A 26,265-nucleotide genomic window follows, 5' to 3' on the forward strand; every position below is an offset into this window, starting at 1 on the left:
AGATCAATTAATTGTAAACAATTCTCCTTTAAATGCCCTTTGCATAAGAGAAAGATAATTATCCTCTAGTAGAGTTAATCCTCTATTAAATTTGTCCTTACATTCCTCAATACCCACTATTACCTTTGAAAATTTATTTTGTAATTCTAGTGGTGGCACTACTATACCGATTTTCATAAGATTTTTTTTTGAAATATTAGGCATTGAACCAGAACTTCCTTCAGCCAAAGAAGTTACCTTTTTTTTGAAGCTACTATTATTAAATAATACCCAGAGATAAATTGGATCAATATCTTGTGGAGACTTAAACACTAACCTAAATACTGTATCCGGCATCATAAGGTTAGTAGGAGTTTCAAAAACATATGCACAAGCACCTACTAATTCTCTTGTGTTTTTTCTAGTAATTAGTAAATCACCTTTCTTTACTTCATATTTTGATTTGAAAGGTGTGTCAACAAAAAGTGCCTTATTTTCTATATGATTATATACGCCCTTTGTTACAGCACTTAGTTTTAAAACACCTTCTTCTCCTTCTTTTGCAGGAAAGGACTCACTTTTAGGGCTCCATCCACTATCAATTCTATCCAGGAAATCCCCAAGTGGGTTTGCATTCCATTTATGATTATTGGTAACTGGATCCCCAAACATCTCATAAAAGATGCTTTGTGTTAAGTCTGATAAAGCAGTGATTTGGGCTTTTCGATTGTCAATTAAAGATTGGGCTTTTGATAAAACTCCCACTATCTTTTTCTGAATTTTAATATCAGGTAAAGGTATTAAAGCATCTGTTAAATTGCTAAGTTTAATATACTTTATTACTCCACCAATAGATTGTTCTCTTAATTTTTTTAAATAACTTTCTAAAAAATAATACAAATACTTTACATTTAAAATAGTAGTATTCCTTGCTTCTACTATATATGTCCTTTGATATGCATCAAATTTCCCTTTATAGTACTTAACATTTAGATCCCCATTTCCAGCTACTAAAACACATTCACAATCATATGAGTAATTATCTATTCTTAATGAATATTTAGAACAAGTGAAAAATGGATACTTTCCATTCTCATTATTAGCATTTGCATCTAATTTTCCTGTCCTAACCTTAACAATTTCACCTAGTTTTATGGTCTTCATTTCAGGATATCCTCCAAATCATTAATCCCTTGAAGAATTTCACTCTCTAAATTTTTTATAGTATTTATAATATTTTCCGTACTGTCATACTCTACTTCCTCATACTCAATTTCTTTATATTTATTTATAGAGAGGTCATATCCATTTTCACGAATTTCATCAACTGGTACTAAGAAGGATTGTTCTGTACGTTTTCGCTCTTTTTCATTAGACAGTTCAATAAATCTCTTTAAGATATCTGGAACGTCATTAGTTTCAATCGGACTTCGTTTGTCATCAAGAGAGAAGCCATCTGTTTTCATATCATAAAACCAAACATTATCCGTACCGCCAGCTCCGGTTTTAGTAAAGATCATAATAGCAGTTGAAACCCCTGCATATGGTTTGAAGACACCTGAAGGCATTGATATGATTGCTTCTAACTTGTGGTTATCTACTATCTCCTGACGAATGGATTTATGAGCTTTTGAACTTCCGAATAAAACTCCATCCGGTACAATGGAAGCAGCTCGACCACCTTTTTTGAGCAATCGAAGGAAAAGAGATAAAAATAAAAGCTCTGTTTTCTTAGTTTTGGTGATTTTTAATAGATCATCAGATACAGAATCATAATCTAATGATCCTTTAAATGGAGGATTGGCTAGAACTAATGTATATGTCTCTTCCTCCTTATTTAGTTCGGAGAGACTATCTCGATAAGCAATATTTGGATTATCCACACCGTGAAGCATCATATTCATTGCACCGATTCGAAGCATTGTACCGTCCATTTCAAAGCCGTGAAACATCTTCTGATTAAAATGTTCTTTTAACCCTTGAACGTAGAACATATCGTTATGATTTTCTTTTAAATATTCCCCAGAGGATACGAGAAATCCAGCTGAACCTGCTGCAGGATCTACAATAATATCTTCTGGTGTTGGTTTCATTAAACGGACTATCATATCAATTATATGCCGTGGCGTTCTAAATTGGCCATTGGTTCCTGCTGTCGATAGTTTCGATAATAAATACTCATAAAGATCACCAAGCGTATCCTTTTTACCTTCTGTATTACTAGATTGTACGAGCCCATTAATACCAGCTACAACTCTAGCTAATAACGAAGGTGTTGGGATAACAAAAATAGCATCTTTCATAAACTTCGAATAAACCGTTTTCTTTCCTGATAGTTTTTTTATAAAGGGGAAAACTTCCTTTGAAACAACGTTAAACATTTCTTCTGGTCCTAGATTCGAAAAAATTGACCAACGTAACTGAGGCTTTTCTTTAGGAAAAATCCCTTCAAACTCTAGATCTAATATCTCCGCATCCATTTCTTTTTTCTTTTCATTATCGTCAAGGCCTTTGATGTATAACAAATATGTAAACTGTTCAATGACAGTTAAAGGATTTGTTATTCCCCCGGTCCAGAAAGTCTCCCAAACTTTATCTACTTTACTTTTCAAATCTCCCGTAATCATCGTTACACCTCATAAGTAAAAAATTTATAAATATGTAAGTTCAATTATACTACAACTCCCAATGGAAATATAATGGGAAACCTCACTTTTAGAGTCCATAATCACACTACCATTTACCTATGTATAGGCTACACTTAGTTAAACAGAAATTTTTGGTCAATTAAATTGAACTTACTACATGAATGGTAAGGAGAATCTACATGACGAAAGAGCACGCCGAACGATTATCCAAGAATTCACAACAAATCATACAGCTTTAGGAAAACGGAAGGCAACGCAAGGAAATCATTCGAGATTATGACTTATACCTTCTTCACTTGAAAAACGGATTAATCATGTGAAGAATTCAAGCTCCGAAAAAGACAGCCTAACTCCTGAGCAGAAGGAGCTTCAAGAACTTCGTAAGCGTAACAAGCAATAAGAAACGAAGAATGATATTTTAATACTAGGACAAAAGTAAATGTGAACAAGCAATAAATCAACTGAATTATGAGAGCTTAGAAATATTAACACGAGAACTTCATGACTATGTACATTTCATAAACCAAAATTATCTATTTAAGTAATGACAGTCCAAGTTTTTATACCCACTTCGTGTATACTGATATCTTTAAAATTACTAAGTATAAAATGAAACGAAGTGATTTAGCCTACAAAGAGTTTAATCTTGGTGATTATCTTTTAGCACTGTGAAGAGCTAGCCAATGAGATTGGTCCCTCGGAAGTTGAACTCAGTTGAAAGTTTGGGTCAGAAAATGGAAGGAAAGGGAAGAAAGGAGAATCTTTTGATACTAGAAGTAGAGACTCTAATCCACTGAAAGGTAGACCTCAAACAAAATTTAACACAGTAGAAGAAGAAAGATATTACATAAAGAAACAGGTAGACTATATAAAAGAGCAGTATCCAAATATGTTAAAGGAGGAAATAGAATCTTAAGACAAATAAGGTATGAATTAATTGAGGAAAAGGAATTAAGAAATGTTCATCCTATTACTTGACTATTGGAGGTCACCTACAATAACCCAGCCAGCTGTTATAAGTAAGATCAACAGGAAATAAGCGTGAAGAACAAGAAAAACACAATAGGGATGGCAATTCATTTTCTACATCCTGAATTTGGATATCTACGTATAACCACTTTTCAAGAGAAACAAAATATGATATCCACCATAAAATAGGAAATGAACTAATGAAAGGATTAGGGATTCAGTCAATCATTAGAAAGAAAAGCAAAAGACATGGACATACTCCTTCCGTGGTAATTCCTGCTCGTCTAAAGAAAAAATTCAAAACCTTCCGGTCTTAATCAAAAATGAAATAAGACAAGTAATTGAAGAATACATCTATCACTATAATTTTAAGCGATTTCAAATGGGTAAGACCAGTAAGTCAGATATGAAAGATATTAGTAATGGTTTAAAACAAAGTTTAATTAAAAATATCTCAAGAAACTTAAATATATCACTAATAAAAAGGAGACATTTAGAAAAAAAGATTGATCATTCCCACCTATGTTTTTCCATATTTGCGCCAGATCGTGGTAAGTCAGTAATCAAAATTGTATTTCCGAAAAGAATTTACTAAAGTAAAAGTACCAGTTAACTAAAAATGACCTCGAACTGGTTTAAATATTAACTATTATTAATATCAAACGTTGTCCCAGTGTCATGCTCGACCATATCAGATAATAGTTTCTGCAACAATTTTAGGTATTCAGGTGAGTTAAATATTCCTCTTTTACTCAAATTTTTAAATAACCTCCCTAAATTCAATAAAAATAGCTGCCTAATTTGGCAGCTGGTTATTAAAGTACACGTCCTAAACTTAAAGTAAGATCATGATGCTTATTGATCAATTACGTATGTTCGTTCAAGAAAAAGTAAATATTTAACTATTAAAGAGTCAAAAGTTAGTTGATACAAAAATCATCCAAAATAGAATAAAAATTTTCTATAGTAAAATCGTCTGGAACTTTTTGTATTAAGCTGTAAACAGAAATTAAACTATCAACAACCTTACTTTTATTTATTTCTATCACTTTATTTTCTATTTTATCCAAAAGTATCCACAAAATGTAAAAGTTTTGGTTTGTGCGACTTTGATTTGATTTTAATCTATGAGCAAATACTGTATTTAAATAGCTATCATCACCATCGGTTAATAAGTTAATTTTCTCAATAAATTTTAATACCTTATTCACAGATATATCAAATGAGGAGCTATCATTATTTGTGATGTCACTTAATACTCTTGTAACGTCAGCCTTTTTCTTTATACGTGCATTTACCCTTCCTGACCGAATATATATAGTTAAAACACTCCTTGGATTACTATTCGATATGGTCTTTTTATAATCCATATACGCCAAGGTTGTTATTAATTCTTCATTTCTCATTCTTGTATCTTGTGCCCTAAATATTTTCCCTGAATACTCGTCTGATATTTTTCTTATAGATAAAATAGTATCCTTATCTACATATGCATTCCACAATTCAAAAGTATTTGGCCGAATTGGATAAGGTTTTGTGTTTAACCTTAAAAATAAATCCATATTATCAAAACCTGGATTTTGTTCAGCGTCTATCTCAACGACATCCAATTGAAAGTCAAGAACTTTGTCTCTAAATGTATCACCGATGCTTTCTGAATCACACTTATTAAGTTCTTCAAGTATTTTAAGACCACTTAACTTGTACATATTCTTCTTAGATAGTTCTTTTTTTCCTTCTTCATTTAAGTATGTTTTACCTAAAAAACCAATAATTGAAAGTAATCTCTGCTGTCCATCTACTACTTCACTTACCTTATCTGTTCTTTTGTAGATAAAGATTGGTGGAATCTTAATTCCTAACATGATACTTTCCATTAAATATGCGGATTTTTGGGGGTTGGTGACCTCAGACCGTTGATAAGGAGGTCGAATTAAAAATTTTGATTTTTCAATTTTCTGTAATATATCCTCAATTGTCATTGAGGTTGGATCTGTCTTATTTAATCTAAATCGACTAATTTCTTCTTTTTGTACTGTGGAATTGTCCATAATATTTTTGAACTCAATAGGGTTTTTCAAATAAATTTCTGTTTGAATTAAATATTCACATTCAAAATAGTTAGCTATAAAAGTATATCTGTGAAGAATTGATTTATAGTAATGACTACCTGAACTTTCGAATATTACTTCAACATCTTTTGATTCAACATCTATATTGCTCCAGAATGAGGAAATATCATTAGCCTTATTTATGTCTTCACAAAATTTATCAAGGTCAAAATTATAGAATATCTCATTATGATTCTTAAATAATATAGAGAAAATCCAATAACAACACTCGTATAAAAGTCCAGAGTCCATAAATTTACTCTGTTTCATTACTAACAATTTTTTCATTTCGGTAAGTATTTCAATAACTGTCTTAAACTCTCTAATTACATCATCTGAACTATGAATTTGTATTTTACTTTTATAATAGATACTAATGACATCATTTTTGTTGCTACTATGCGCATAATTTCTAATAGGAATGAGAGGCAATGTTATTAATCTTCTAATTCGTGTAACAAGGACATTTAATTTGTCCCGAGGTTGGGATTTTGCTTGTCCTTTAGGCAAAAATAACTGAGCAGTATTATCATATAATTCTTCATCTTCTTTTAGTAATACAAAAAAAGCTTCTGTTATTTCATCCTCTATAAACTCAGCTCTCTGGATTTCTTCCTTTTTTAATGGAATAATTCCTGAGTTGTATCGTCTAAATATTTCTTTTTTTATTTTATCCTCTTTATCTTCTTCTAGGGATGGCTCATTCACAATACTGTATTGTAAGATTCTTAATTTTGTTTCCTCAAACCTTTCTTGTAACGATTCATCTAATTCAGAAAAGCGCTTGCCTGATATGCTTTTCAAAGATTTTAATCCATCTTCTTTTAAAACAAGTTTATTATTAATAAAGCGGACTATAGTTTCAAACCTTTGTCTACCATCAATGACTTCATTCTTTTTATAATTATTAAAAAGTACCATTGGTGGAATCTCAGTTCCAAGTAATATACTCTCAATAAAATATGTTGCTTTTGATTCATCCCACACATATTTTCTTTGAAAGTAAGGAGCGTAATCTATTTTACCTGCAAATCTCTTATTGTTAAAAATAGATGTGATAGACTTTAATGTATTTTCTATTTTTAAGTTGTTTTTAAAAATACTAGAAATATCTGAATAATCTAACTCTATATCGTTATGATTCATGAGATTACCTCTAATCTATTTTTTTTCTACTACTAATAAATTTACTTTCAAAGCCTTCGATTTCTTTTGAGATAACTGATCCTTGAAAGAAATATTCATTGTTGTAATTGATTCTTTGCTTAACTAAACCATCTAAGGCGAATCTAAAAACATACTGCCAACTAAGATTTTCAAATGCATTTTTTATTTGATTTACAGATGGTAACCATTCATAAATATACCTGCACTCATCTAACACAATTACATCCATGAACATATCCATTGTCTTAGCTTTATATTTATATCTTTTAATGGCTTGACTATTGTAATGTAAAGGATATGAAAGTTGATTTATTATAACATCTAGAAGAAGACTCCTACTAGGTTTATCCAAAAATTGATAAATGCCTTCAGCTTTGTCAAAATGAGTTTTCAACTCCTCAATATCGTTCTTTAAGACTAAGCTACTTTCTTTTATACCATATAAAATACTGAGTGCTTCAAATAAATCTTTGGGCATATTTTCTAAACCAGAGAAGCCATTAATAAATGTTTTTATTTTCTTATTTTTTTTTATTCCCTTACCATTATTTTGTAATTTAGAAAGATACAAAAACTTATATAAGGAATTATTATTTATCTCATTTAGTTCTTCTATATAAGAATTCTCTGATCTACTAAAAGGTATATCAACTAGTAAATTGTTAATGTAACTTGAATTGACAAATCGTTGAATTGGTATAGCCAGTGAAGCAATATCAATTATAGAATTAGTAATAATTTCACCATAAAATGATTGAAAATCACTTCTAACTTTCTTTTTTAATTTCTCATATGTGTTAGAGGTAATTATTGAATTTTCAATTCCAACTTTCTCATTTGGACTATCTTTATATAATAGGTATTGTGTTATTAGTTCAGAATACTCTTCTATAATATGATCTTTGGATAAATCAGGACATGCAAAATTGGTTACAATTATTCCTGGAGAATTCAGTCGATGATATTTGCATAAGGTAGCTATTATTCTCAAACACTGCTGTTCAGATGCAATAGCACCGCACGCATCTATATACACTATATCGAACTTTTTTGGGGTATTCACAAAGAACCTTTCAATTGAATCGTTTACAATCCTAGGTTGAGGAAAATCACTATTATCATAGTTCTTAAGCGCAGAATTAAAAGTACTTAGATTGTTTTCAAATGCCCAAATGTTTTGAGGGTGTACTCCCAAAGAAATTAGCTCATTAAAATCATTTTGTGGTTCAGGACCTGAAAGATAGCAAACAACAAGGTCCTCCACCCGCTTAGAACCAACACAAGAATCATGTAGAGATTCCCATGTTTTTATATAATTTAAATCAATTTTAGAAGCTTCACTTTTTTCAATGGTTTCTTCTAATGATAAAAAGTAATCATATACCTTTCGAACATAAGATCTCTCAACACAACAGGCTTTACTTCTTCTTGTTGTTAATAATTCAACAGAATAAAATAACATATCCCGCCTTGCTGTATTTTTAATTTTTTGTGTATAGGTAAGCATAATTTCACCTTCTTTTATATTTCAATTACCTTTAACTAATTTTTATATAAAATCTAATCAGCTATAACACCATTAATATTATACTAAAAATCTTCCAATAAATGAACTTCTGTAGAAGATAGTGTTATGCAACGATCTGGTCCGTTTGCGAAATAATCAAATTAATAAAATTTCTTTTCTTTAAGTTCATAATTTCACAAATGAAATTATTTGTTACGTAGTATATCACTTTTAACAACTTAATTATTCTTTTAAGAACATTATCTTTTCATCAAATCCTATTAGGAGGTCAACCAATCATTTTCAGCTTGATCTATTTTTTGTCCTATTACTTTTTGAATCGGTAATTAAAATTAGATTGAAACACTTGTAGAGTTCTATGAATATCAGATTTAATTAGTCTCCCTAATATGAACAACAACACCCAAAAAATGAGCCAAAAGTCCTATAAGAATATTCATTAATACTAATTATTATATTTACACACTACTCAGTGTATAAAAATATAGAAAGGAGGACTTCCTCGATGATGGATATTGGAAAGCGCAGTCTTATATGGCACTATCGTTGCTTAGAACAATGTGAATCTGACGGTATATCCAAAGCCATAATCAAATTGTTTATCCGGCAAAGAGGTTGGGATTATGAACCAAATAATAGAAAAGCTAAAAATTCCCGGCTATGAAACCAAGGTAGTTATTAAACCTAGAAAGGGTAAAAATATCAAACAAAATGAAGGATCTCAATTATCTCTAGAGATTGATTCAGAGTGATAAAGGAAGTAAATTCTCACTGGTATAAATAATGTCCCTTCAGGCTAAGATGGATATCAACCATTTTTACTGGAGGGATAAATATGAGTGAAAAGTACAGAGTTGTAAAAGTCACCTATTCAGAAGAATTGTCTTCAGAATCTGAATTATGGCTAGAGCGATTCATTGAAAAGGCACTTTTAAACCACTTAACTCGTGATGATGATAAACTTCGAACTCTTTTAATTAGTAAAAACCGATAATGAAAGGAACATTTTATGGAAGAACTTAATATTATTGCAGTTTATGGACGTGTAAGTTCTGCAACACAAAGTCTTGAGCTCCAAGAAACTGCTGCTATAAGGTATTTGAAATCAATCGGATTGAATGGTGATGAAGATTTAATTCATTTTTTCCGTGATAAAGATGTATCAGCTACACAACTCCCTATGACTAAAAGATCAGATTTAATGAAGGTCATCGATTTAATTAAAAATGGAAAGGTTAAAAAATTAATTGTCTATAAACGCGATCGTTTGTTTAGAAACTTTTATGAGTGTGTGGATATTAATAGAATATTTTTCAACAATGGTGTTGAAGTAGTTTACACCGCAAGTAATGAACCACCCTTTAGTGGAAAACTAAGTGTTGAAGCATTGTATGGAATATTTAGTCAAGTTGAAGGTGAAAACATTCGGACTCGTACAGCTGATGCTCGAATGCTGTATCCCTCTAGAATATTCGGATATAAACGTATAAAAGGAAAAGAACAAGGAAAAGAAAATGTAAAGTATGTCATTAATCATGAGCAAAAAAAATCTATTGAAGTATTATTTAAAGATTTAAAAAAAGTGGAAAATGAAGATCAATTTTTTGAAGTCCTCATTAAGCGTAGAAAAGGAATAAACAATGTTGATAAGATATTAAAAATACTTAGAAATCCTTTTTATTCTGGACATCATAAATCACATGGTGGTGGATATCAGCCACTTTCTTATGTAGAACCTATCATTAGTTTAAAATTGTTTACTGAAGTTAATGAAATTATTAATAGCTTCTACACCCAATACAAAAATAAAGTTCATGATGTCAATGCAGAGATCCAATTCATTCCACAGTGTGGGATGTGTAAACAAGTTATGAAACATAAGAAGAAAAACGTACTTGATGTTGGCTACTTTGTTTGCAGTTCTAAGCATAAGAGAAATTTTATGGACATTAAGGAATTTAATGATGTAATTACACAAACAGTGTTAGAACATGTGGAGAATATTAGCCCAAGCATTTCTAAGAGATTAATGGAAGAAGGGATTAAACTTAGAAGTAAGGAATTAGTTCGAGAACAAAAGAAAATCTCAAAACGTTGTGACGATTTATCTATAGAAATAAGCATTAGAGGAAAGTCAAAAGGATTCAATTACCAACAAATTTTAAAAGAAATCTATAAATTAAAAAAACAATACAACTTGATAAATAATGACCTTGCAAGTCTTTTAAAACTAAAGTATGAGATAAAAGACATAAAAGCTATGATATTTGATTTTGTTCATGACCTCGAAAAACTGGATTTATTTAAGTTGATTAAACTACTAGTCAAAAAGGCTATTATTTATGATGATCATGTAAGTGTTGAACTATTCCTAGCAAAATACATGAAAGAAGTTGAGACTTCATGAAAAAAGTGAGAGGTATAGGATATTTACGATACTCGGATACAAAACAGCATGGAAATCATTCATTAGATATACAAAAGAGACAAATTCTCTTAACTGCTGAAGAAGAGGGTATTGACATTGTAGCTTGGTGTATAGACGAGGCTACAAGCGCTTTTCACAATAATGTTTCAAAAAGAAAAGGTATTCAAGAGATCTTTCAATATCTTAATGAAGGTGTAATAGCGATTTGTTTTTATGAGGAATCACGGATGACTAGAAGTATTACGGATTTTTATTACGACTTTTATTTACCAATTATAGGTCAATACCCTGATTCAAGATTCTACAGTACTCAATCTATTGGAATTTGGGATCCTAATAATCCATTAGTCCAATCTAAATTAGTTTTTGCATCAGAAGAATCAGAGATTAAATCTTCGAGAGCAAAAGATTCACAGAAAAATTCACTTTCTGCTGGTAAGCGTCCTGGCTCAAAATCACCTGCTGGTTACGATATGATAGACGCATGTCTATTTCCTAATCAAGATGCTGAAGTAATTGAATATATTTACTACCTTGCAAGTTGGGGCTACTCACATCAAAAAATCGCTAACCATTTAAATCGCTGTTCTATAACAACGAAACAGATTATATTTTGGAACAGCAGCACCATTGGTTATATTCTTAACAATAAAGTATATAATGGTGACCTAGCATGGTATGTAAGAACAAAATATGATATCAGCAAACCTAAACCTGATAAAGATATTGAATTATTTAAACAAGTGCATGAGCCAATTATTTCAGTAACACTAGCACATCTTGTTAAACAAATGAACAAATTAAAAGAAAAGCATGGAAAAATGGAAACACCTTATTACCTTCGTAATTTAATCAAATGTTGTAATTGTAATAGTATAATGATAGCCAAGGATAACTCTCCAAAAGGTAAAAAAGGCATGTATATGATTTATAGATGTAATCAGTGTAAGAATTCACTACCAATTATTGAAATTCATAACGTTGTATTAAATGACTTGAAGAATAAATGGTCTAATCAACTAAGTAGCTTTGCTGAAACTGCTAACAAACAACTAAAAGGTTGGTCAGTGAAGTTGGACAGATCAAAAAGAATACTAAGAAAACAACTAGACAGAATACAATACAACGAAAAAATAATGGCCAACGAAATTGCTTCAGACAAAGATTTAGGAGATGTCTTTGTTTCAGCTAAGAAAAACCTTGAGAATGATATCATGTATTTGAATAGCACAAAGGATGAAATTAGCAGAATTTTAAATGACGATTATTACTATGAATTTGTTACACAACTAAAAAAACACTCCTTCTTTAAATTTACAGATACAGAACTGAGAGTATTTTTTCTCATGTATTTTAAAGAAGTAAAAGTCAACTTTGAAAAAGACAATGAATTAGAGATTAATTACAGACTCTCACCGTTTGTGTCTTTGGAAAATGTAACTAGTTACTTTACCGAAAAAATTAACAAGGTCGAGGATTTGTCTGGTTAAAAAACCGAAGATTCGCCATTGAATTTTTAACACTAAGATATACACACATTAAAAACCCTTGTAATCAAGGGTTTTTGGAGGCAATTCTTCGGTTATTTAACCATCGAAGTATACTTCGATGGTTGTAAAATCGAATCATAAATATTCTTCTTGGTCAAAAAACCGAAGAAAAATATATTTTTTAAAAATAGCCTTAAAATATAAAAAAACGAAGATACAATATACTATGTTAACTATAAAGCATATTACTAATGTGAATAGGAAGGAGATGTTCTCGAAATAAGAAACCCCAAAGACATATAGTATTTGTAGATTCACAAATATTGTGAGTAAGAAAAATCGGATTAAATAATGAAAACCGAAATTTAAATTAGCAAAAAACAAAATAACATGAAAAGCGAAAACCGCAAAGTTTAATTAGCTCATTAAAGCTAATACTTTGCGGTTTTTTATTTTTCACAACTAATGTAAGAAAGGATCATCTTTATGAATACAAATATTAATTATTATGCAAGGCCACTATTTCACAACTATAAACCTACTCAAAAATTCAAAAGGAAGTTACCTATTCATATTATAGATCTTCATTTATTTACTTCTTTGGAAAGGAGGAAAACAGATGAAGAACACAAAAAAGACTATTGCTAAACGAATTTATACCGATCCAAAAACTGGATTTAACGAACTTATTAGTTTAATTATTCATAATAAAATTGATGAAATTGTTAATAATGCTAACAAGGTAAGCACTGCTACATCTCAAAATAAACCTGAAGGGTTGGATGTACTATGAGATGTGCAGTTTATATTCGTGTATCAACCGATAAAGAGGAACAAAAAGCATCATTAAAGTATCAACAAGAACTATTTTATAGATATATTAAAGAACAAGGATGGGACATCTACGAATTCTATGTGGATGTCCAATCTGGAACTACTGCGAAGAGAAAAAATCTTCAAAAGATGATTAAAGATGCTGAAGAGAAAAAATTCGATATTATCTTGGCTAAAGAACTTTCTCGGTTAGCACGGAACGGAGAACTTTCATATAAAATAAAAAACTTATGTGAGAATCAAGGCATCCATATCATCACTTTAGATAATGCCATTAATACCACAACTGGAAATACTAATATGTTTGGACTTTACGCTTGGATGTATGAACAAGAATCAGAAAATACGAGTAACCGTGTGAAAGAGACTTTGCGAACAAGAGCACAAAAAGGGCTCTTTAAGGGGTCTAGCCCTCCGTTCGGTTATGAAGTAAGAGATGGAAAGTTGCATATTAGGAGTGACGATTCACCCGATATCGTTAGGAGGATTTTTAGTGAATATTTACGTGGAGCTGGCCGAGAAAGTATAGCAAGAGGGCTCTATAACGATGGTATTTCTACTCCTGCTGAAGTTGCTGGTAAAAAAAATGCTAATGACAAGTGGAATGACTCGACGATTAGACTTATTTTATCAAATCCTCATTATGTTGGTGACTTAGTTCAGGGGCGCACAACTACAGTCAGTGTTACAAGCAAGAAACGGAAAAAAGTTAAAAAGGAACATCAAATCATCCACAAAGATACTCATGAAGCAATTATTCCAAGAGAAATGTTTAATGTTGTTCAGCAACAAATGAAAGTAAGAACTAAATATATTACTGCACCTAAGAAACACCTATTTACTAACATTCTTTACTGCGCTGATTGTGGTAAAGGATTGTGGTATCGAAGTAATCGAAAAGGGTATATTTGTGGCAATTACGCACGGCATGGTAAGAAAGCCTGCAGTAGTCATTTTGTAAAAGAGGAGCATCTTACAAATACGATTTTAACCGACATTAAATTGTTAGTGAAACAAATTAATAAAGAAGAATATCTCAAGCAACTAGAGCTAAAGACAAAGAAATCTAAACATGATCTTATGAAAAGAATAGACAAAGCCAATAAACAAATACTTGTATTTAAAAAACGAAAAGGGAAATATATTAATATGTTGGCTGACGAACAAATAACTCATGAAGATTATCGTGAAAACGTTGAAGCAAGCAATATTGAAATCGAACAATTAGTTAAAAAGAAAAATGAGTTATTATCAAAAATTGAGGATGAACAAGTTATAGATAGTATAGAAAAGTTAAAAGAAGAACTACTCAGCTTCCTTAACTTTAATGAGCTGTCACCAGAAATTTTGTCTCGACTAGTCAATCGTATTGAAGTAAATGAAGACAGCAGTTTTAATATTCACTATCGCTTTTCGGCTCCAATAATCGAATAAAATGCAGCAGGAATCCCCTATTTGGGGCCTGCTGCTTCTTTTAAAACTATCTGCGAGACGCACTCAATGTGCCCCGTATGCGGAAACATATCAACAGGCTGTACTTCCTTCGTCTCATATCCTCCTGCTTCAAGCACTCGTAAGTCTCGTGCTAGTGTTGCCGGGTTACATGACACATAAACGACTCGTTTAGGCTTCATATCGATAATTGTTTTTAGTAGTTCTTCATCACAGCCTTTACGAGGTGGGTCTACCACGATGACGTCTGCGTGTATGCCTTGTTTATACCATGCTGGAATGACTTCTTCGGCTTTTCCTACTGCAAATTCGGCATTTGATATGTCGTTCAACTTTGCATTTCTTTTTGCATCTTCAATTGCTTCTGGTACGATTTCTACACCGTATACTTGTTTTGCTTTTTGTGCTAAAAATAAGGAGATCGTACCGATGCCACAGTACGCATCGATGATTGTCTCATCACCGGTAAGCTCCGCATATTCTAGCGCTTTGTTATAGAGTACTTTTGTTTGTTCTGGGTTTACTTGAAAAAACGATCGTGCTGATATGGCAAATTTGATATTGCCGATATAGTCATAAATATATTCATTTCCCCAAAGAACAGACGTGTCATCACCAAAAATAACATTTGTTCGTTTTGTGTTGACGTTTTGAACGATAGACTTTACGTCAGGAATGCGTTCCACTATTTCTTTTATTATCTTTTTCTTATGAGGGATGTCCGCTGTTTTCGTGATCAGTACGACCATAGCTTCTTTTGTAACTTGACCGTACCTAGCCATAACGTGACGAAGCGTTCCACGATGCTTTTTTTCATCATACGCACGTACGCCATATTTTTCACAGATGGACTTCACTGTTTGCACGACAAAATCATTTTGCTCGTGCTGAATGTCACAAGACTCCATATTAATAATTTCATGAGATCTTTGCTGGTAGAATCCTGCGACAAGTCCTCCTTCACGTTCTCCAACTGGAACCTGTGCTTTATTCCGATAGCGCCATGGATCGTTCATACCCATGACAGGGTGAACTGTCACATTTTCTATATGTCCGATACGAGTTAAGACGTCTTTTACTTGCTTATGCTTTGCTAAAAGCTGCCCTTCATAACTCATATGCTGCAATTGGCAACCACCACATTGCTTATATATCGGGCAGATTGGTTCTATTCGATGTTTGCTTGGTTCAAGTATTTCGATTAAGCGACCAAAACCATAGCCTTTTTTTATTTTTATTACTTTTATTTTAGCCGTTTCACCAGGTAACGCTTGTGGAACGAACAATGGAAACCCATCAATTTTTGCAACCCCTGCTCCATCATGAGTGAGGTCTTCAAACGTTACCGTCACAAACTCATTTTTTTCTATAGGTGCTATTTCCTTTGTCATCATGACTACTTCCTTTTCGATAAAATACTGAAACGATTGTAACATAAATTGTATGTGCTAAGCACCTGAATGATATTCATAACCATCAAAAATAGACCGCGTATGGCGGTCTATCAATAACTTTGTATTCAATAACGAACCTTGTTTACATCTTCCACTACAACTTCTACATATATATATGCTGTATGCTACAAATGTGGATGTTCCTGCTTGAAAACAATTGTGTAGTCCTTCTCAACCGAAACACAGTCTATGACTTTTTTTTCATTTTCATGGCTTTATCTTTCGGTACAAATACTTCAATATGCTGATACAGGTTTACAAATTCACCTGGCATTAAGCCACCGTACTCCCCATCAAGGTTCAATTGCATTTTATCATGTGTTTGCACTTTAATGCGGTTAGCTTTTGCATAGATCACTTTCGGGTCACGAATATGCTCTCCTCTTAGCGCATATGTAGCAATACGAATAAAGTCTGCAAGGTTTGTTTTTTTCAAAATGAGCAAATCAAACATGCCGTCGTTCAATGTTGATTTTGGAGCTAGTTTTTCAAAGCCACCTACAGAGTTTGTGTTTGCTACTAAAAAAAGCATGATTTCTCCTTCAAATAACTTCCCGTCATACTCAATTTCCACTTCTGTAGGACGAATTGAAGGTAGCATTTCAATCCCTTTTAAATAATATGCTAGCTGTCCTAGAATCGTTTTTAACTTACTAGGTACTTCATACGTTAATTCCGTTAGGCGGCCACCACCTGCAATATTAATAAAATATTGCTTATTAACTCTACCCAGATCAATTGGTACTGGTTCACCTTCGACGAGAATATCACAAGCTGCATTAATTGACCGAGGTACGCCGATTGCTCTCGCAAAATCATTCGTTGTTCCTACCGGTATAATCCCTAATTTAGGACGGTATTGCTGTTCTGCAATTCCATTCACAACCTCGTTAATTGTTCCATCTCCACCAGCTGCTATTACAAGGTTATAACGTCTCTTAACAGCAATTTGTGCGGCCTTCGTTGCATCACCTTCACCAGTTGTAGCATGACATGAGGTTTCATAACCAGCTTTTTCAAGCCGCTGAAGTACTTCTGGTAAATGCTTCTTAAATGCTTCACGTCCTGATGTTGGATTATATATAATTCGCGCTCTTTTCATACCCATCATCCTATTTATTATTATGTCTCTTGGCGTTTCCATTCCATCATTTAACATCATAGCTCAAAGATTGTTTTGATGCAAAGAATTTGTAAATCATTATGCAATATACATTTTATACAAAATGATCAATTTTATCTTAAATAATTCTATATATCTTTATATGTATGTTTGTCTTTAGCAGTTCATACAAAAAGATCATTTCTTTCTACATCGAATACAAAAATTATTAGATAATTGTCATCCTAACATAATGACAACTGTATTTGAACATTCGTTGACACTTCAAAATACTATTTTGAGGTTGAACTTTCTCTGACAAAGTTACAGGATTATTAGCGAGAAGAACTATGCACTACAATAACATTAAAAAAAAAAGATTTCGAAATATATTGGAGCATTTGCTTTTTCTACTATATTTTCACCTAAATTGATTAAAATCCCTACAAAAAAATTCGCAATCAAAAAAGCCTCTTAATATTGTTGATCTAGTTATACAATTGTTCACTGATAATTATAATTTTATCCATTTGCAGAAATGTTAATGGGTGAGATAAAGATAGAGAATGAGCAGTTGAGAAACGCCATAAGAAGAGTAAAATGCCCCCCTGTTTAGAGGACCTTAACAAGCTTCAACTGTTAAATCTGTAAAATTGAAATGATAGGAGGCGATATAATTGGGAAGCAGCAATCAAACCTTAAATGTTAATTTCAACTTACTGAAATTTAGACAATCTCAATAACATTTTGTAGTTTACCGCCCAAATTAGTAGTTTTACTATCCGATTTTGGTATTTTACTGTCCAACTTTGGTTCTTTACTGTCCGATTTTGCTGTTTTACTGTCCAATTTTGGTTCTTTACTGTCCGATTTTGCTGTTTTACTGTCCAACTTTGGTTCTTTACTGTCCGATTTTGCTGTTTTACTGTCCAACTTTGGTTCTTTACTGTCCGATTTCGTGTTTTACTGTCCGACCCAACAATTTCCTTATACTCTCAAGTTCAATAGAACTCTGCACCAAGTACATCACGATCATTCATTTATAAGCGCTAACGCTTGTGCTTCACTTCCAGTTACACCTAAAGCGATTTGAGCAAGCATCGAACGTTCCTGCTTTATTAGCATATGTGCTTCATCTACAGTAACAGCTTGAAATTGAATCGTGCCACCTGGTGGGAGCTGTGCGATTTTTGGTAAGTCAGCAGCGATGACCGTACCTATCGTTGTATAGCCACCAATCGTTTGTCGATCGGACATTAAAATAATAGGTTGACCGTTTGCAGGTATTTGGATTGTGCCTACTGGTATTGGTTCAGAGATGATGTCCGCACCGTTGTTATGTACAATGGGTGTAGGAGATGTTAAGCGATAGCCCATGCGATCAGCTTGTTTGACAGTATATGTAGTTTTAACGAATGTTTTTAAACTTGTGCTCGTGAATTGTTCAGTATGGGGGCTACTAATGATGCGAGCAACAATATGTTTACCGTATGTAGGAACAGTATGTGTTGCAAGCCAATGATTGGGTATTACATTACCGCTTTTTAGTAATTTTGATTCCGTGTGCTCTTCATATGAATCATTACATTTTATAATATCTCCATCATTGATTGCTTGCCCTATATCAGCCTTTACATAAGTTGATTGACTTCCCATTACTGTACGCACATCAAAGCCACCAGCTACAGTGATATAAGCACGCATACCTACCTGCGGACCAGAGAATGAGAGTTCATCACCTTTGTTCAACAACAATGCTTTCCATAATGGTGCTGGCTTGCCGTTTATTTTTGCTCCTAAATGAGCGCCGGTGATTGCTATGAGACATCTATTTTCTGCAACTAATAATGGCCCAAGCATCGTAATTTCAATTCCCGCTTCACGTATAGAATTACCAACTAATAAGTTACCGACCTTTAATGCTAATTGATCCATTGCACCGGATACAGGTACGCCATATTTTTGGTAGCCGTATCGACCTAAATCTTGATATGTTGTAAATAACCCTTTCTTTTTCACAAAAAATATTGGCTTACCCATTTTCTAGCCACCTACTTTATTAATAGAAAACCCTTTGTCTTTTAATGTTTTAAACAGCTTCTTTACGAACATCAACGCTTGTGGACCATCCCCATGAACACATACTGTGTCAGCATGTAAATGTATATTTTCTCCTGTTACAGCCGTTACAATTTTTTCTTGAATGATACGAATAATTTGATTGACTGCTATATTGTCATCATCAATGAGTGCATTATGTTCACTGCGAGGTGTTAATGTTCCATCTTGTTGATATGTCCGATCAGCAAATACTTCAGATGCCGTTGTTAAACCCAGTTCTTGACCGGCCTCGATAATCTTACTGTTTGCTAACCCGAAAAGAATGAGCTGTGAGTCTACCACTTTAACTGCGTTAGCTATAGCAGCGGCAATTTGTATATCTTTTGCACCCATATTGTATAGTGCTCCGTGTGGCTTCACATGCTGCATATCTACTTTATGAACTTTGCAAAATGCTTGTAACGCTCCTAGTTGGTAGATAACAAAATGATACACATCTTCTGGAGACACTTTCATTTCTCTCCTACCGAAGCCAATTAAATCTGGAAGCCCTGGATGAGCACCGATAGCTACATTTTTTTCCTTTGCAAGCTTTACTGTCTTTGCCATAACGTTATGGTCACCAGCATGGAAACCACAAGCAATATTCGCAGATGAGACATAGTCAAGAATAGCCTCATCTTGTCCGATCGTATACGCACCAAAGCTCTCGCCTAAGTCGCAGTTTAAGTCAATGCTTTTTAACATAAAGTCACCTCTTTTCCCTATGTTCATAGTGCTTTTTATTTTCCTTTTTTTCTACCTTCACTACGTATGTATCGTTATTCACCTGTTCTTGAATAAAGTAAAACTCATCCTCTGAAATAGGTATAAAGCGAATATACTGTCCAGCACGAAAAAGAAATGGCTTTGCAGAGTCAGCATTAAAAAGTGGTAATGGCGTCCTTCCAACGATGTTCCAGCCACCTGGCGAGTCAACTGGATAAATTCCTGTTTGACGGTCAGCAATACCAACAGAACCAGCAGCGACCTTTGTTCTAGGATTTTTAAGACGAGGCGTAGCAATCGCTTCCTCAACTCCACCTAAATAAGGAAATCCAGGTAAAAAACCCATCATATATATAAAATAATCTATACTAGCGTGCATTTGAATAACATCACTTTCTGAAACACTATTTTCTTGCGCCACTCGAGTAAGATCTATGCCATATTCCCCACCATATAAAGTTGGGACTAAAACGATCTCATTCTGCTCATCACCTTGAGCTGCAAGCTGGTGAAAGACATGCTCTACTGAATCGACAATATGAAATATTTTCAGTTTCAGTGGGTTATAGTATACGTAAAAGCAATGGTAGGATGGTACAATCTCTAAAATTCCATCTATCTTTCTCTCCTCTAACACCTTACATACTTGATGAACTTTCTTATTAGTATATAACGAGATATCATCGCTTAATTGAATCTTCATTCCTGAATCACCAATAGGATAAAATGTGAATGGTTTCAAATCAATCACCTTATACTTTTGTCATTGTGAAAGGGTAATATCGAAAGATGACAACGAATTAAAATAGTAGCGAGTAAAAATGAATTTCCTGCTAAATACTCGCTACCTCTATAGAGCATTCACGGGTTAATTACGCATCATCTAACACACCGATCATCGTTGTAACTGCCTTTAATAAATCTTCACTAGACCAACTTGGTAGCTTCCTATTTTTTAAGGCAAGCTCATGGGAAGCTGGAATATGGACAAACCCAGACGGAACTGATTTATTTTGCTGTTGCAAATATGTAAGCATAGTATACATCACATTGTTACATAAATAAGTTCCAGCAGAATTAGAGATTTCTGCAGGGAGCCCTTCCTCTTGTAGAGTATCTACAAAACGGCGAATTGGTAATGTGGAGAAAACACCATCAGGGCCTTCAATATTTATCGGCTGATCTTTCATAGCGGCACCCGTATTGTCAACAGCACCATCATTACAATTAATCGCAATTCTTTCTGGTGTTATTCGGTTGTTTCCAGCAGCTAACCCTAACGAAATAATAGCATCAGGTGTAATGTCCTCGTATAGCTTTATTATTTCCTTACCTGACTTAGCAAATTCAACTGGTAGCACGCGACCAAACACTTCATAATTTCCAATAATCGTTTTATCTAATTTTGTTACAATGTCCTCAGTTGGATTAATAGGATTATCTAAAAACGGAACAAATCCTGTTAATAGTAGTTTTTTCATAGTAGTAACCCTCCTAATAGAAGTATAGCATGCTACCTATTACTTTAATAACAATTTACAACCTTGAGAATTTGTAACTCTATTGCTCCAGATAAATGAAAGGTAGAATATAATTTCATGGACTTATGATTAAAGTAATTCCTCTTTTTAAAGGCTTCATTGCTGTTATTCTCATACACATCAGTCAATCGAACAACAGCATTATGCTAGCCTTTCTCAAATATTTTTTTCAGTCTTATTACTATTTATTATGTTGTTCGCCCCCAAATTAACAATATCAGCTAATTTATTCCCTAAGAAAACATTATTTAATACTTCATTGTCATCACCAGTTATAGTTAATCCTATATTGCTATTTACTACTTCATTATTTATAAACTTATTGTTATCTCCTAGAATATCTACACCCTCGATCTTGTGGGATTTAATAATATTCCTTGAGATCGTATTCCCTGAATTCTGTATGATAATAGCAAACTCATTTTTCGTAATTAGGTTGTTTGAAAAAATATTATTTGTCGAATTTAACGTGAACCAACCTATACCTATTTCAGACTCTAATATAGTATTGTGTTCAATTAAGTTCCTAGTTGCAGTACCTTCTGAATTAATGATACCACCTATGACGTTTTCATCACTAATGTTATATCTAATCTTGTTAGAATGTCCGTTCAAATTCAATCCAGAAATATCATTCAAGCGAAATAAACAATCCTCAACTGTATTGTTATCTCCTCTTAAAAGAATGCCATAAACAGCATTTGATATCGTTGATACATCTATAATGCTATTTCCATTCCCTCTTAAAAAGATGGCAGTTGCAAAGTTTGTAACTACTAAATCCTTAATGACAACACCATCCACACCCTTTATATCAATGCCTATCCCTGCTTTATCAAACCCCATAATCGTAACAATTGCTTTGTCAGCTGCTTGGATCGAAATATCATTCTTATTTACAATGACATTTTCATTGTATGTTCCTTCAAGGATTTCAATCGTATCTCCAGGCATTGCAAGTTTAATTGCTGAATTTATAGTTGGTGTTTCATCTGAAGGTACAATAAAGATCGTCACATTATCACTTCCTTAGCTTAGAATAAAATATATTATTCTAATATTTTTGAAGTGATTGTATGTTTGTTTTATAAATGATACATTATTATTCCCCTTAAGGAAATCAAACAATAGCTGCTAGTATGATAGTTCACGTAAAAACTTGTCAACATATTCATTAAATTGCTCTGCGTTGCACAAATTACTAGGGTCAAAAGAATGATTAATCGTTTGTAGCCTAGCATTTTTGATTGAATGAGCTATTTCTTCTCCCCATTCTATTGGCATTTTGTCACCCATTAATACTAATGTTGGGGCATCAATTTTATAAAGCTCCTTTCGATAACTAATCTTATTAACAGCTAGTCTTTGCTGAACTAGTTCTGATCTCCTCATGTTTACTATTACTTGTCCCATTGACTCCGCGGCAACTGGCCATTCCTTATAGGTTGCTTTTGTCATATGTTCTAATGCTCTTCTTGGGAGAAAGTATAGTGGAACAGCAAGATAAGAGGATATTTTATATTTTCGTCCGATAACAGCTAGCTCAGTATCACAAAAACTATCTGCAATGACCAGTCCTTTCACATAGTCTGGATAATTTATACCTATAAATTGACATACTACACCTCCGTATGAGACTCCTAAAAACACAGCTTTAGTAATATGTAATTTTTTCAATAGATTTATAACATCTTCTGATTGTTTATCAATAATAGCATTCTTTTTCATATTTAATTCAGATGATTTTCCGTTCCCTCGTAAATCAATCGTTATAATTCTGAATTGTGTACTAAAGTAATCTACTTGAGGTTTATACATTTCATGACCGGCACCAATTCCTGGGATTAAGACCAGTACAGCAGCATTTTTATCCCCACAATCCTCATAATAGATTTGCACATGATCTGTTTCATTAAATGGCATAATGATTCCCTCACTTATTAGTTTGATAAAGTCTTTGTTTAATAGTTTATCCAGATTTAACACATCCCCTGCTAAAAACGATGACAAAAATGTTAAACTAAAAAACTAGCTTCATTTCATATGACAATGTTACTTACATCTATTGATCTTCCCCTCCTTTTTCCCAGCATGTCACGCCATTAGAACACTACCTAAACTTTGTACACAGGGATCATACTATTTAGCTGTTTTTCACTTACTATTACTCCTTCAAAGTTACTACTAAAATGTAAATTTTACTATATTTCCAACTAATTACCATGATAAAATAATAGTGTCGAATTAACAAATATTAGGGGGGAATATGTAAATGGATTATAATGCTGGGATTCTAGGTATAGGAGTGAATATTCCTGAACAAATCATTGGAAATGAAGAAATTGCTCAACGATTTGGGATTACAGAAGAAGTCATTATTAGAAAAACAGGGATATTAGAGAGAAGATATGAATGTGCTGACGCATCGCTAGCGGATATGTGTGAAATAGCTGGGAGAAGAGCGCTCGAAGATGCTGGAGTTGATGCTGATGAAATCGAGATGGTGATTATAGGGACAAATACACATGACACCCATATTACGGCAGCACTCGTTCAAGATCGCATTGGAGCGACAAAATGTGCAGGGCTAGACTTGCATTCTGGATGTTCAAGCTTTATTACAGCTCTAGCTACAGGTGCGCAATATATTCAAACAGGTCTCTATAAGAAAGTACTAGTTATTGCAGTGGATAAGTGTTCATCTTTCATTGATCCGATGGATAAAAAAACTGCACTCATATTTGCAGATGGTGCTTCGGCTGTTGTTGTAGGAGAAGTTCCTCAAGAGAAAGGTATATTAGGAATTAACATGCAGATGGACGGCAGCGGTGGGAAGTACTTACACCTTGATGAAAACAAGAATATCAAAATGGATGGTAGGGCTGTTTTTGAATTTGCAGTTGATAAACTGCCTAAAGCTATCAATAAAGTGTTAGAAGTATCGAAGTTAAACTTGGAAGAAGTCGACTATATCGTACCACATCAATCCAATCTAAGAATTATGGAGCAAGGAATGAAAGCATTAGGTTTCCCTATGGAAAAAGTACACACAAAAACGATTCAGTACTATGGCAATTCTTCTGCTCCTACGATACCAATCGGTCTACATGAAGAGTTAAAGGAAGGAAACATTAAAGATGGAGATTTAATCGTCCTAGTTGGTTACGGTGCGGGCCTTGGATGGGGAGGTATTGCCCTTCGTTGGGGTAAATAAAATGTATGTCTAATAAATTGCTAACAAAGTTAAAGCAGCTAAAGAACAGTGCTTTACTTTAGCTGCTACTTCATCTGAGATTAACAAAAGCAGTTCCTGCAATTTTTGTAACATATTAAACATTTAATACATGCTCTTCTATCGTTCTAGTAATTTTATAAGGGCCTCCACTTTCATTATTTGAAGTGATGACCATCGTCACACCGCTATCAGGGTAAAAAGATGAGTGAAATGATAAGCCTGGATCGTACCCCATTACATGATATTTATAAATTCTATTATTCTTTTTCTTAATCCATATCCCATACCCATAATAGTCATCACCATCTTCATGGATATGAGGAGTTAACAACTCGTTAGTACACTCTTCACTTAATAATTCATAACTAAACAGCCCTTTCCAAAATCTCATCATATCAGGCGCAGTTATAAATACACCACCGTCAGCACCACCTTTAATAGGAATAGCATAGGTGTTTGTTCTCCATGTACCTTCTTCATCGTTATCTATATAGCCAATGGCTGTGTTTTTAGGTAGTCTATCAAGTGAAAAATAGCCCGAATCTCTCATACCGCATGGCTGAAAAATATTCTGTTCGACATACTTAGTAAAACTAAGACCTGTTTGTTGCTCTACAATGAGCCCTAACAAAATAAATCCGGTATTATTATAATGAAATCTCTCGCCAGGTGTGAACATCATTTTCTCTTTTTGGAACATTGGCAGAAAGCTATTTAAAGTATTCATTACGTACATTGGTCTATCTTTCCAAAGGTCTTCATAATCTTCAATAATTTCCTCGTTATAATAATCAGGGACCCCAGAGCTATGGGTTAACAGGTGATGAATCGTTACTGCTTCATCGAAGTGTGGGAATTCAATTTCCAGACACTTATTGAGCCTTGTATTAAATGATATTAACCCCTTCTCTACTAACTGACAAATAGCAATAGAAGTGAATAACTTACAGCCGGATGCAATTCCAAAACGCGTTTTTACTGTGTTAGCAATCTCTTCTGATCTATTTGCGTAGCCATGACTTTCTTCAAAAATATTATTCTTGTCATCCTTCAAAAAAATGACTCCAGAAAACGTTGTATCTTTAACGACTTCTGATATGACTATATTGATGTCCTTCTGCATATTTTGCATAAAAAACGTTCCTTTCATCCTATGTTATTTTATATTCGGTATAATCGACACTCTCTATTACAAGATAATCAATTTACTCAATCTAGTTATTATCCAATTAACATGGAATAATTTGCTATACACTTCATAATCTATTATATATCTATAACACAAGATAAAATATACCGAGAATAAATATAGTCTATTTTCACACTAGCTTGTTTAGTACCTTTTGCTGTGATAAGAAGATCAGCTACAACATTTATCAAAGGAATAAAAACCAACATGATTGTCAACATAGCTTTTACACCAAGCTTATTAATCACTTAGAAATTCGCACCATTCCTCACTTATGTTCTCTCCTAAATTTTAAACAAGTAATTACTT

General features: G+C 33.2%; 22 protein-coding genes. 7 read left to right on the forward strand and 15 right to left on the reverse strand.

Features of this window, described 5'->3' with window-relative positions; translation table 11 throughout:
* Positions 1 to 3 precede the first annotated feature (3 nt).
* The 4 genes from ACSVDA_RS13710 to ACSVDA_RS13725 form a co-directional block, all read right to left on the reverse strand.
* Entirely contained in the window at positions 4 to 1,143 is a 1,140-nt protein-coding gene (locus ACSVDA_RS13710; RefSeq protein WP_485883974.1) for a restriction endonuclease subunit S, read from the reverse strand.
* Complete coding sequence (locus tag ACSVDA_RS13715; RefSeq protein WP_485883976.1) at positions 1,140 to 2,606, reverse strand: type I restriction-modification system subunit M; 1,467 nt, start codon at positions 2,604 to 2,606, stop codon at positions 1,140 to 1,142. Before ACSVDA_RS13715 ends, ACSVDA_RS13710 begins: the two co-directional genes overlap by 4 nt.
* A 1,910-nt stretch (positions 2,607 to 4,516) precedes the next feature.
* Entirely contained in the window at positions 4,517 to 6,853 is a 2,337-nt protein-coding gene (locus tag ACSVDA_RS13720) for a GmrSD restriction endonuclease domain-containing protein (RefSeq protein ID WP_485883977.1), read from the reverse strand.
* A gap of 10 nt (positions 6,854 to 6,863) precedes the next feature.
* On the reverse strand, positions 6,864 to 8,381 hold the full coding sequence (locus ACSVDA_RS13725; RefSeq protein WP_485883979.1) for a hypothetical protein: 1,518 nt from the start codon (positions 8,379 to 8,381) through the stop codon (positions 6,864 to 6,866).
* A 644-nt stretch (positions 8,382 to 9,025) separates the two neighbouring features.
* On the opposite strand from ACSVDA_RS13725, the gene ACSVDA_RS13730 reads away from it, so the two are divergent.
* The 6 genes from ACSVDA_RS13730 (at position 9,026) to ACSVDA_RS13755 (ending at position 14,588) form a co-directional block, all read left to right on the forward strand.
* Positions 9,026 to 9,154, forward strand: a complete 129-nt coding sequence (locus ACSVDA_RS13730; RefSeq protein WP_320208862.1) for a hypothetical protein — start codon at positions 9,026 to 9,028, stop codon at positions 9,152 to 9,154.
* An 83-nt stretch (positions 9,155 to 9,237) separates the two neighbouring features.
* A complete protein-coding gene (locus tag ACSVDA_RS13735; RefSeq protein WP_410626107.1) occupies positions 9,238 to 9,396 on the forward strand; it encodes a hypothetical protein in 159 nt (52 codons plus the stop codon).
* Between the two features lie 15 nt (positions 9,397 to 9,411).
* Positions 9,412 to 10,809 (forward strand): recombinase family protein, encoded by a 1,398-nt coding sequence (locus ACSVDA_RS13740; protein WP_485883982.1) that lies wholly within the window; start codon positions 9,412 to 9,414, stop codon positions 10,807 to 10,809.
* Positions 10,806 to 12,320 carry a recombinase family protein gene (locus tag ACSVDA_RS13745; RefSeq protein ID WP_485883984.1) on the forward strand — a complete coding sequence of 505 codons (1,515 nt, stop codon included), beginning with the start codon at positions 10,806 to 10,808 and terminating at the stop codon, positions 12,318 to 12,320. Before ACSVDA_RS13740 ends, ACSVDA_RS13745 begins: the two co-directional genes overlap by 4 nt.
* Before the next feature lie 619 nt (positions 12,321 to 12,939).
* Positions 12,940 to 13,113, forward strand: a complete 174-nt coding sequence (locus ACSVDA_RS13750) for a hypothetical protein (protein WP_485883986.1) — start codon at positions 12,940 to 12,942, stop codon at positions 13,111 to 13,113.
* The gene (locus ACSVDA_RS13755; RefSeq protein ID WP_485883988.1) at positions 13,110 to 14,588 is read left to right on the forward strand and encodes a recombinase family protein; all 1,479 of its coding nucleotides are present in this window, start codon (positions 13,110 to 13,112) and stop codon (positions 14,586 to 14,588) included. Before ACSVDA_RS13750 ends, ACSVDA_RS13755 begins: the two co-directional genes overlap by 4 nt.
* A gap of 17 nt (positions 14,589 to 14,605) precedes the next feature.
* Here the strand turns inward: ACSVDA_RS13755 and rlmD are convergent, their stop codons facing one another.
* The 9 genes from rlmD to ACSVDA_RS13800 form a co-directional block, all read right to left on the reverse strand.
* Positions 14,606 to 15,997 carry a 23S rRNA (uracil(1939)-C(5))-methyltransferase RlmD gene (rlmD, locus tag ACSVDA_RS13760; protein ID WP_485883990.1) on the reverse strand — a complete coding sequence of 464 codons (1,392 nt, stop codon included), beginning with the start codon at positions 15,995 to 15,997 and terminating at the stop codon, positions 14,606 to 14,608.
* Between the two features lie 250 nt (positions 15,998 to 16,247).
* Complete coding sequence (locus ACSVDA_RS13765; RefSeq protein WP_485883992.1) at positions 16,248 to 17,162, reverse strand: diacylglycerol kinase; 915 nt, start codon at positions 17,160 to 17,162, stop codon at positions 16,248 to 16,250.
* Between the two features lie 726 nt (positions 17,163 to 17,888).
* Complete coding sequence (locus ACSVDA_RS13770; RefSeq protein ID WP_485883993.1) at positions 17,889 to 18,095, reverse strand: hypothetical protein; 207 nt, start codon at positions 18,093 to 18,095, stop codon at positions 17,889 to 17,891.
* A gap of 99 nt (positions 18,096 to 18,194) precedes the next feature.
* A complete protein-coding gene (locus tag ACSVDA_RS13775; protein ID WP_485883995.1) occupies positions 18,195 to 19,202 on the reverse strand; it encodes a 5-oxoprolinase subunit C family protein in 1,008 nt (335 codons plus the stop codon).
* Positions 19,203 to 19,205: 3 nt separating this feature from the next.
* Positions 19,206 to 19,970, reverse strand: coding sequence for a LamB/YcsF family protein (locus ACSVDA_RS13780; RefSeq protein WP_485883997.1), 765 nt, complete (start codon positions 19,968 to 19,970; stop codon positions 19,206 to 19,208).
* 4 nt (positions 19,971 to 19,974) lie between these two features.
* Positions 19,975 to 20,742 carry a 5-oxoprolinase subunit PxpB gene (gene pxpB, locus ACSVDA_RS13785; protein WP_485883999.1) on the reverse strand — a complete coding sequence of 256 codons (768 nt, stop codon included), beginning with the start codon at positions 20,740 to 20,742 and terminating at the stop codon, positions 19,975 to 19,977.
* Between the two features lie 121 nt (positions 20,743 to 20,863).
* A complete protein-coding gene (locus ACSVDA_RS13790) occupies positions 20,864 to 21,472 on the reverse strand; it encodes a pyroglutamyl-peptidase I (RefSeq protein WP_485884000.1) in 609 nt (202 codons plus the stop codon).
* A gap of 216 nt (positions 21,473 to 21,688) precedes the next feature.
* Entirely contained in the window at positions 21,689 to 22,549 is an 861-nt protein-coding gene (locus tag ACSVDA_RS13795; RefSeq protein WP_485884002.1) for a right-handed parallel beta-helix repeat-containing protein, read from the reverse strand.
* Between the two features lie 117 nt (positions 22,550 to 22,666).
* Positions 22,667 to 23,542, reverse strand: coding sequence for an alpha/beta fold hydrolase (locus ACSVDA_RS13800; protein ID WP_485884004.1), 876 nt, complete (start codon positions 23,540 to 23,542; stop codon positions 22,667 to 22,669).
* A gap of 262 nt (positions 23,543 to 23,804) precedes the next feature.
* Between ACSVDA_RS13800 and ACSVDA_RS13805 the strand changes: the two genes are divergently transcribed.
* Positions 23,805 to 24,746 carry a 3-oxoacyl-ACP synthase III family protein gene (locus ACSVDA_RS13805; RefSeq protein WP_485884005.1) on the forward strand — a complete coding sequence of 314 codons (942 nt, stop codon included), beginning with the start codon at positions 23,805 to 23,807 and terminating at the stop codon, positions 24,744 to 24,746.
* A 115-nt stretch (positions 24,747 to 24,861) separates the two neighbouring features.
* Here the strand turns inward: ACSVDA_RS13805 and ACSVDA_RS13810 are convergent, their stop codons facing one another.
* Together ACSVDA_RS13810 and ACSVDA_RS13815 are read right to left on the reverse strand one after the other, a co-directional pair.
* On the reverse strand, positions 24,862 to 25,899 hold the full coding sequence (locus ACSVDA_RS13810; RefSeq protein ID WP_485884007.1) for a serine hydrolase domain-containing protein: 1,038 nt from the start codon (positions 25,897 to 25,899) through the stop codon (positions 24,862 to 24,864).
* 134 nt (positions 25,900 to 26,033) lie between these two features.
* On the reverse strand, positions 26,034 to 26,204 hold the full coding sequence (locus ACSVDA_RS13815; protein WP_485884008.1) for a hypothetical protein: 171 nt from the start codon (positions 26,202 to 26,204) through the stop codon (positions 26,034 to 26,036).
* Positions 26,205 to 26,265 lie beyond the last annotated feature (61 nt).

It is taken from the genome of Cytobacillus sp. Hm23 (assembly GCF_051842895.1).
Taxonomy (GTDB): domain Bacteria; phylum Bacillota; class Bacilli; order Bacillales; family SM2101; genus Nanhaiella.

Coding starts and splice junctions, on each gene's coding strand:
- ACSVDA_RS13780 (WP_485883997.1), bottom strand. CDS start 19,970: ATGTTAAAAAGCATTGACTTAAACTGCGACTTAGGCGAGAGCTTTGGT.
- ACSVDA_RS13725 (WP_485883979.1), bottom strand. CDS start 8,381: ATGCTTACCTATACACAAAAAATTAAAAATACAGCAAGGCGGGATATG.
- ACSVDA_RS13735 (WP_410626107.1), top strand. CDS start 9,238: ATGAGTGAAAAGTACAGAGTTGTAAAAGTCACCTATTCAGAAGAATTG.
- ACSVDA_RS13745 (WP_485883984.1), top strand. CDS start 10,806: ATGAAAAAAGTGAGAGGTATAGGATATTTACGATACTCGGATACAAAA.
- ACSVDA_RS13765 (WP_485883992.1), bottom strand. CDS start 17,162: ATGAAAAGAGCGCGAATTATATATAATCCAACATCAGGACGTGAAGCA.
- ACSVDA_RS13750 (WP_485883986.1), top strand. CDS start 12,940: ATGAAGAACACAAAAAAGACTATTGCTAAACGAATTTATACCGATCCA.
- ACSVDA_RS13710 (WP_485883974.1), bottom strand. CDS start 1,143: ATGAAGACCATAAAACTAGGTGAAATTGTTAAGGTTAGGACAGGAAAA.
- ACSVDA_RS13775 (WP_485883995.1), bottom strand. CDS start 19,202: ATGGGTAAGCCAATATTTTTTGTGAAAAAGAAAGGGTTATTTACAACA.
- ACSVDA_RS13715 (WP_485883976.1), bottom strand. CDS start 2,606: ATGATTACGGGAGATTTGAAAAGTAAAGTAGATAAAGTTTGGGAGACT.
- ACSVDA_RS13740 (WP_485883982.1), top strand. CDS start 9,412: ATGGAAGAACTTAATATTATTGCAGTTTATGGACGTGTAAGTTCTGCA.
- ACSVDA_RS13730 (WP_320208862.1), top strand. CDS start 9,026: ATGAACCAAATAATAGAAAAGCTAAAAATTCCCGGCTATGAAACCAAG.
- ACSVDA_RS13720 (WP_485883977.1), bottom strand. CDS start 6,853: ATGAATCATAACGATATAGAGTTAGATTATTCAGATATTTCTAGTATT.
- ACSVDA_RS13810 (WP_485884007.1), bottom strand. CDS start 25,899: ATGCAAAATATGCAGAAGGACATCAATATAGTCATATCAGAAGTCGTT.
- ACSVDA_RS13755 (WP_485883988.1), top strand. CDS start 13,110: ATGAGATGTGCAGTTTATATTCGTGTATCAACCGATAAAGAGGAACAA.
- ACSVDA_RS13805 (WP_485884005.1), top strand. CDS start 23,805: ATGGATTATAATGCTGGGATTCTAGGTATAGGAGTGAATATTCCTGAA.
- ACSVDA_RS13790 (WP_485884000.1), bottom strand. CDS start 21,472: ATGAAAAAACTACTATTAACAGGATTTGTTCCGTTTTTAGATAATCCT.
- rlmD (WP_485883990.1), bottom strand. CDS start 15,997: ATGACAAAGGAAATAGCACCTATAGAAAAAAATGAGTTTGTGACGGTA.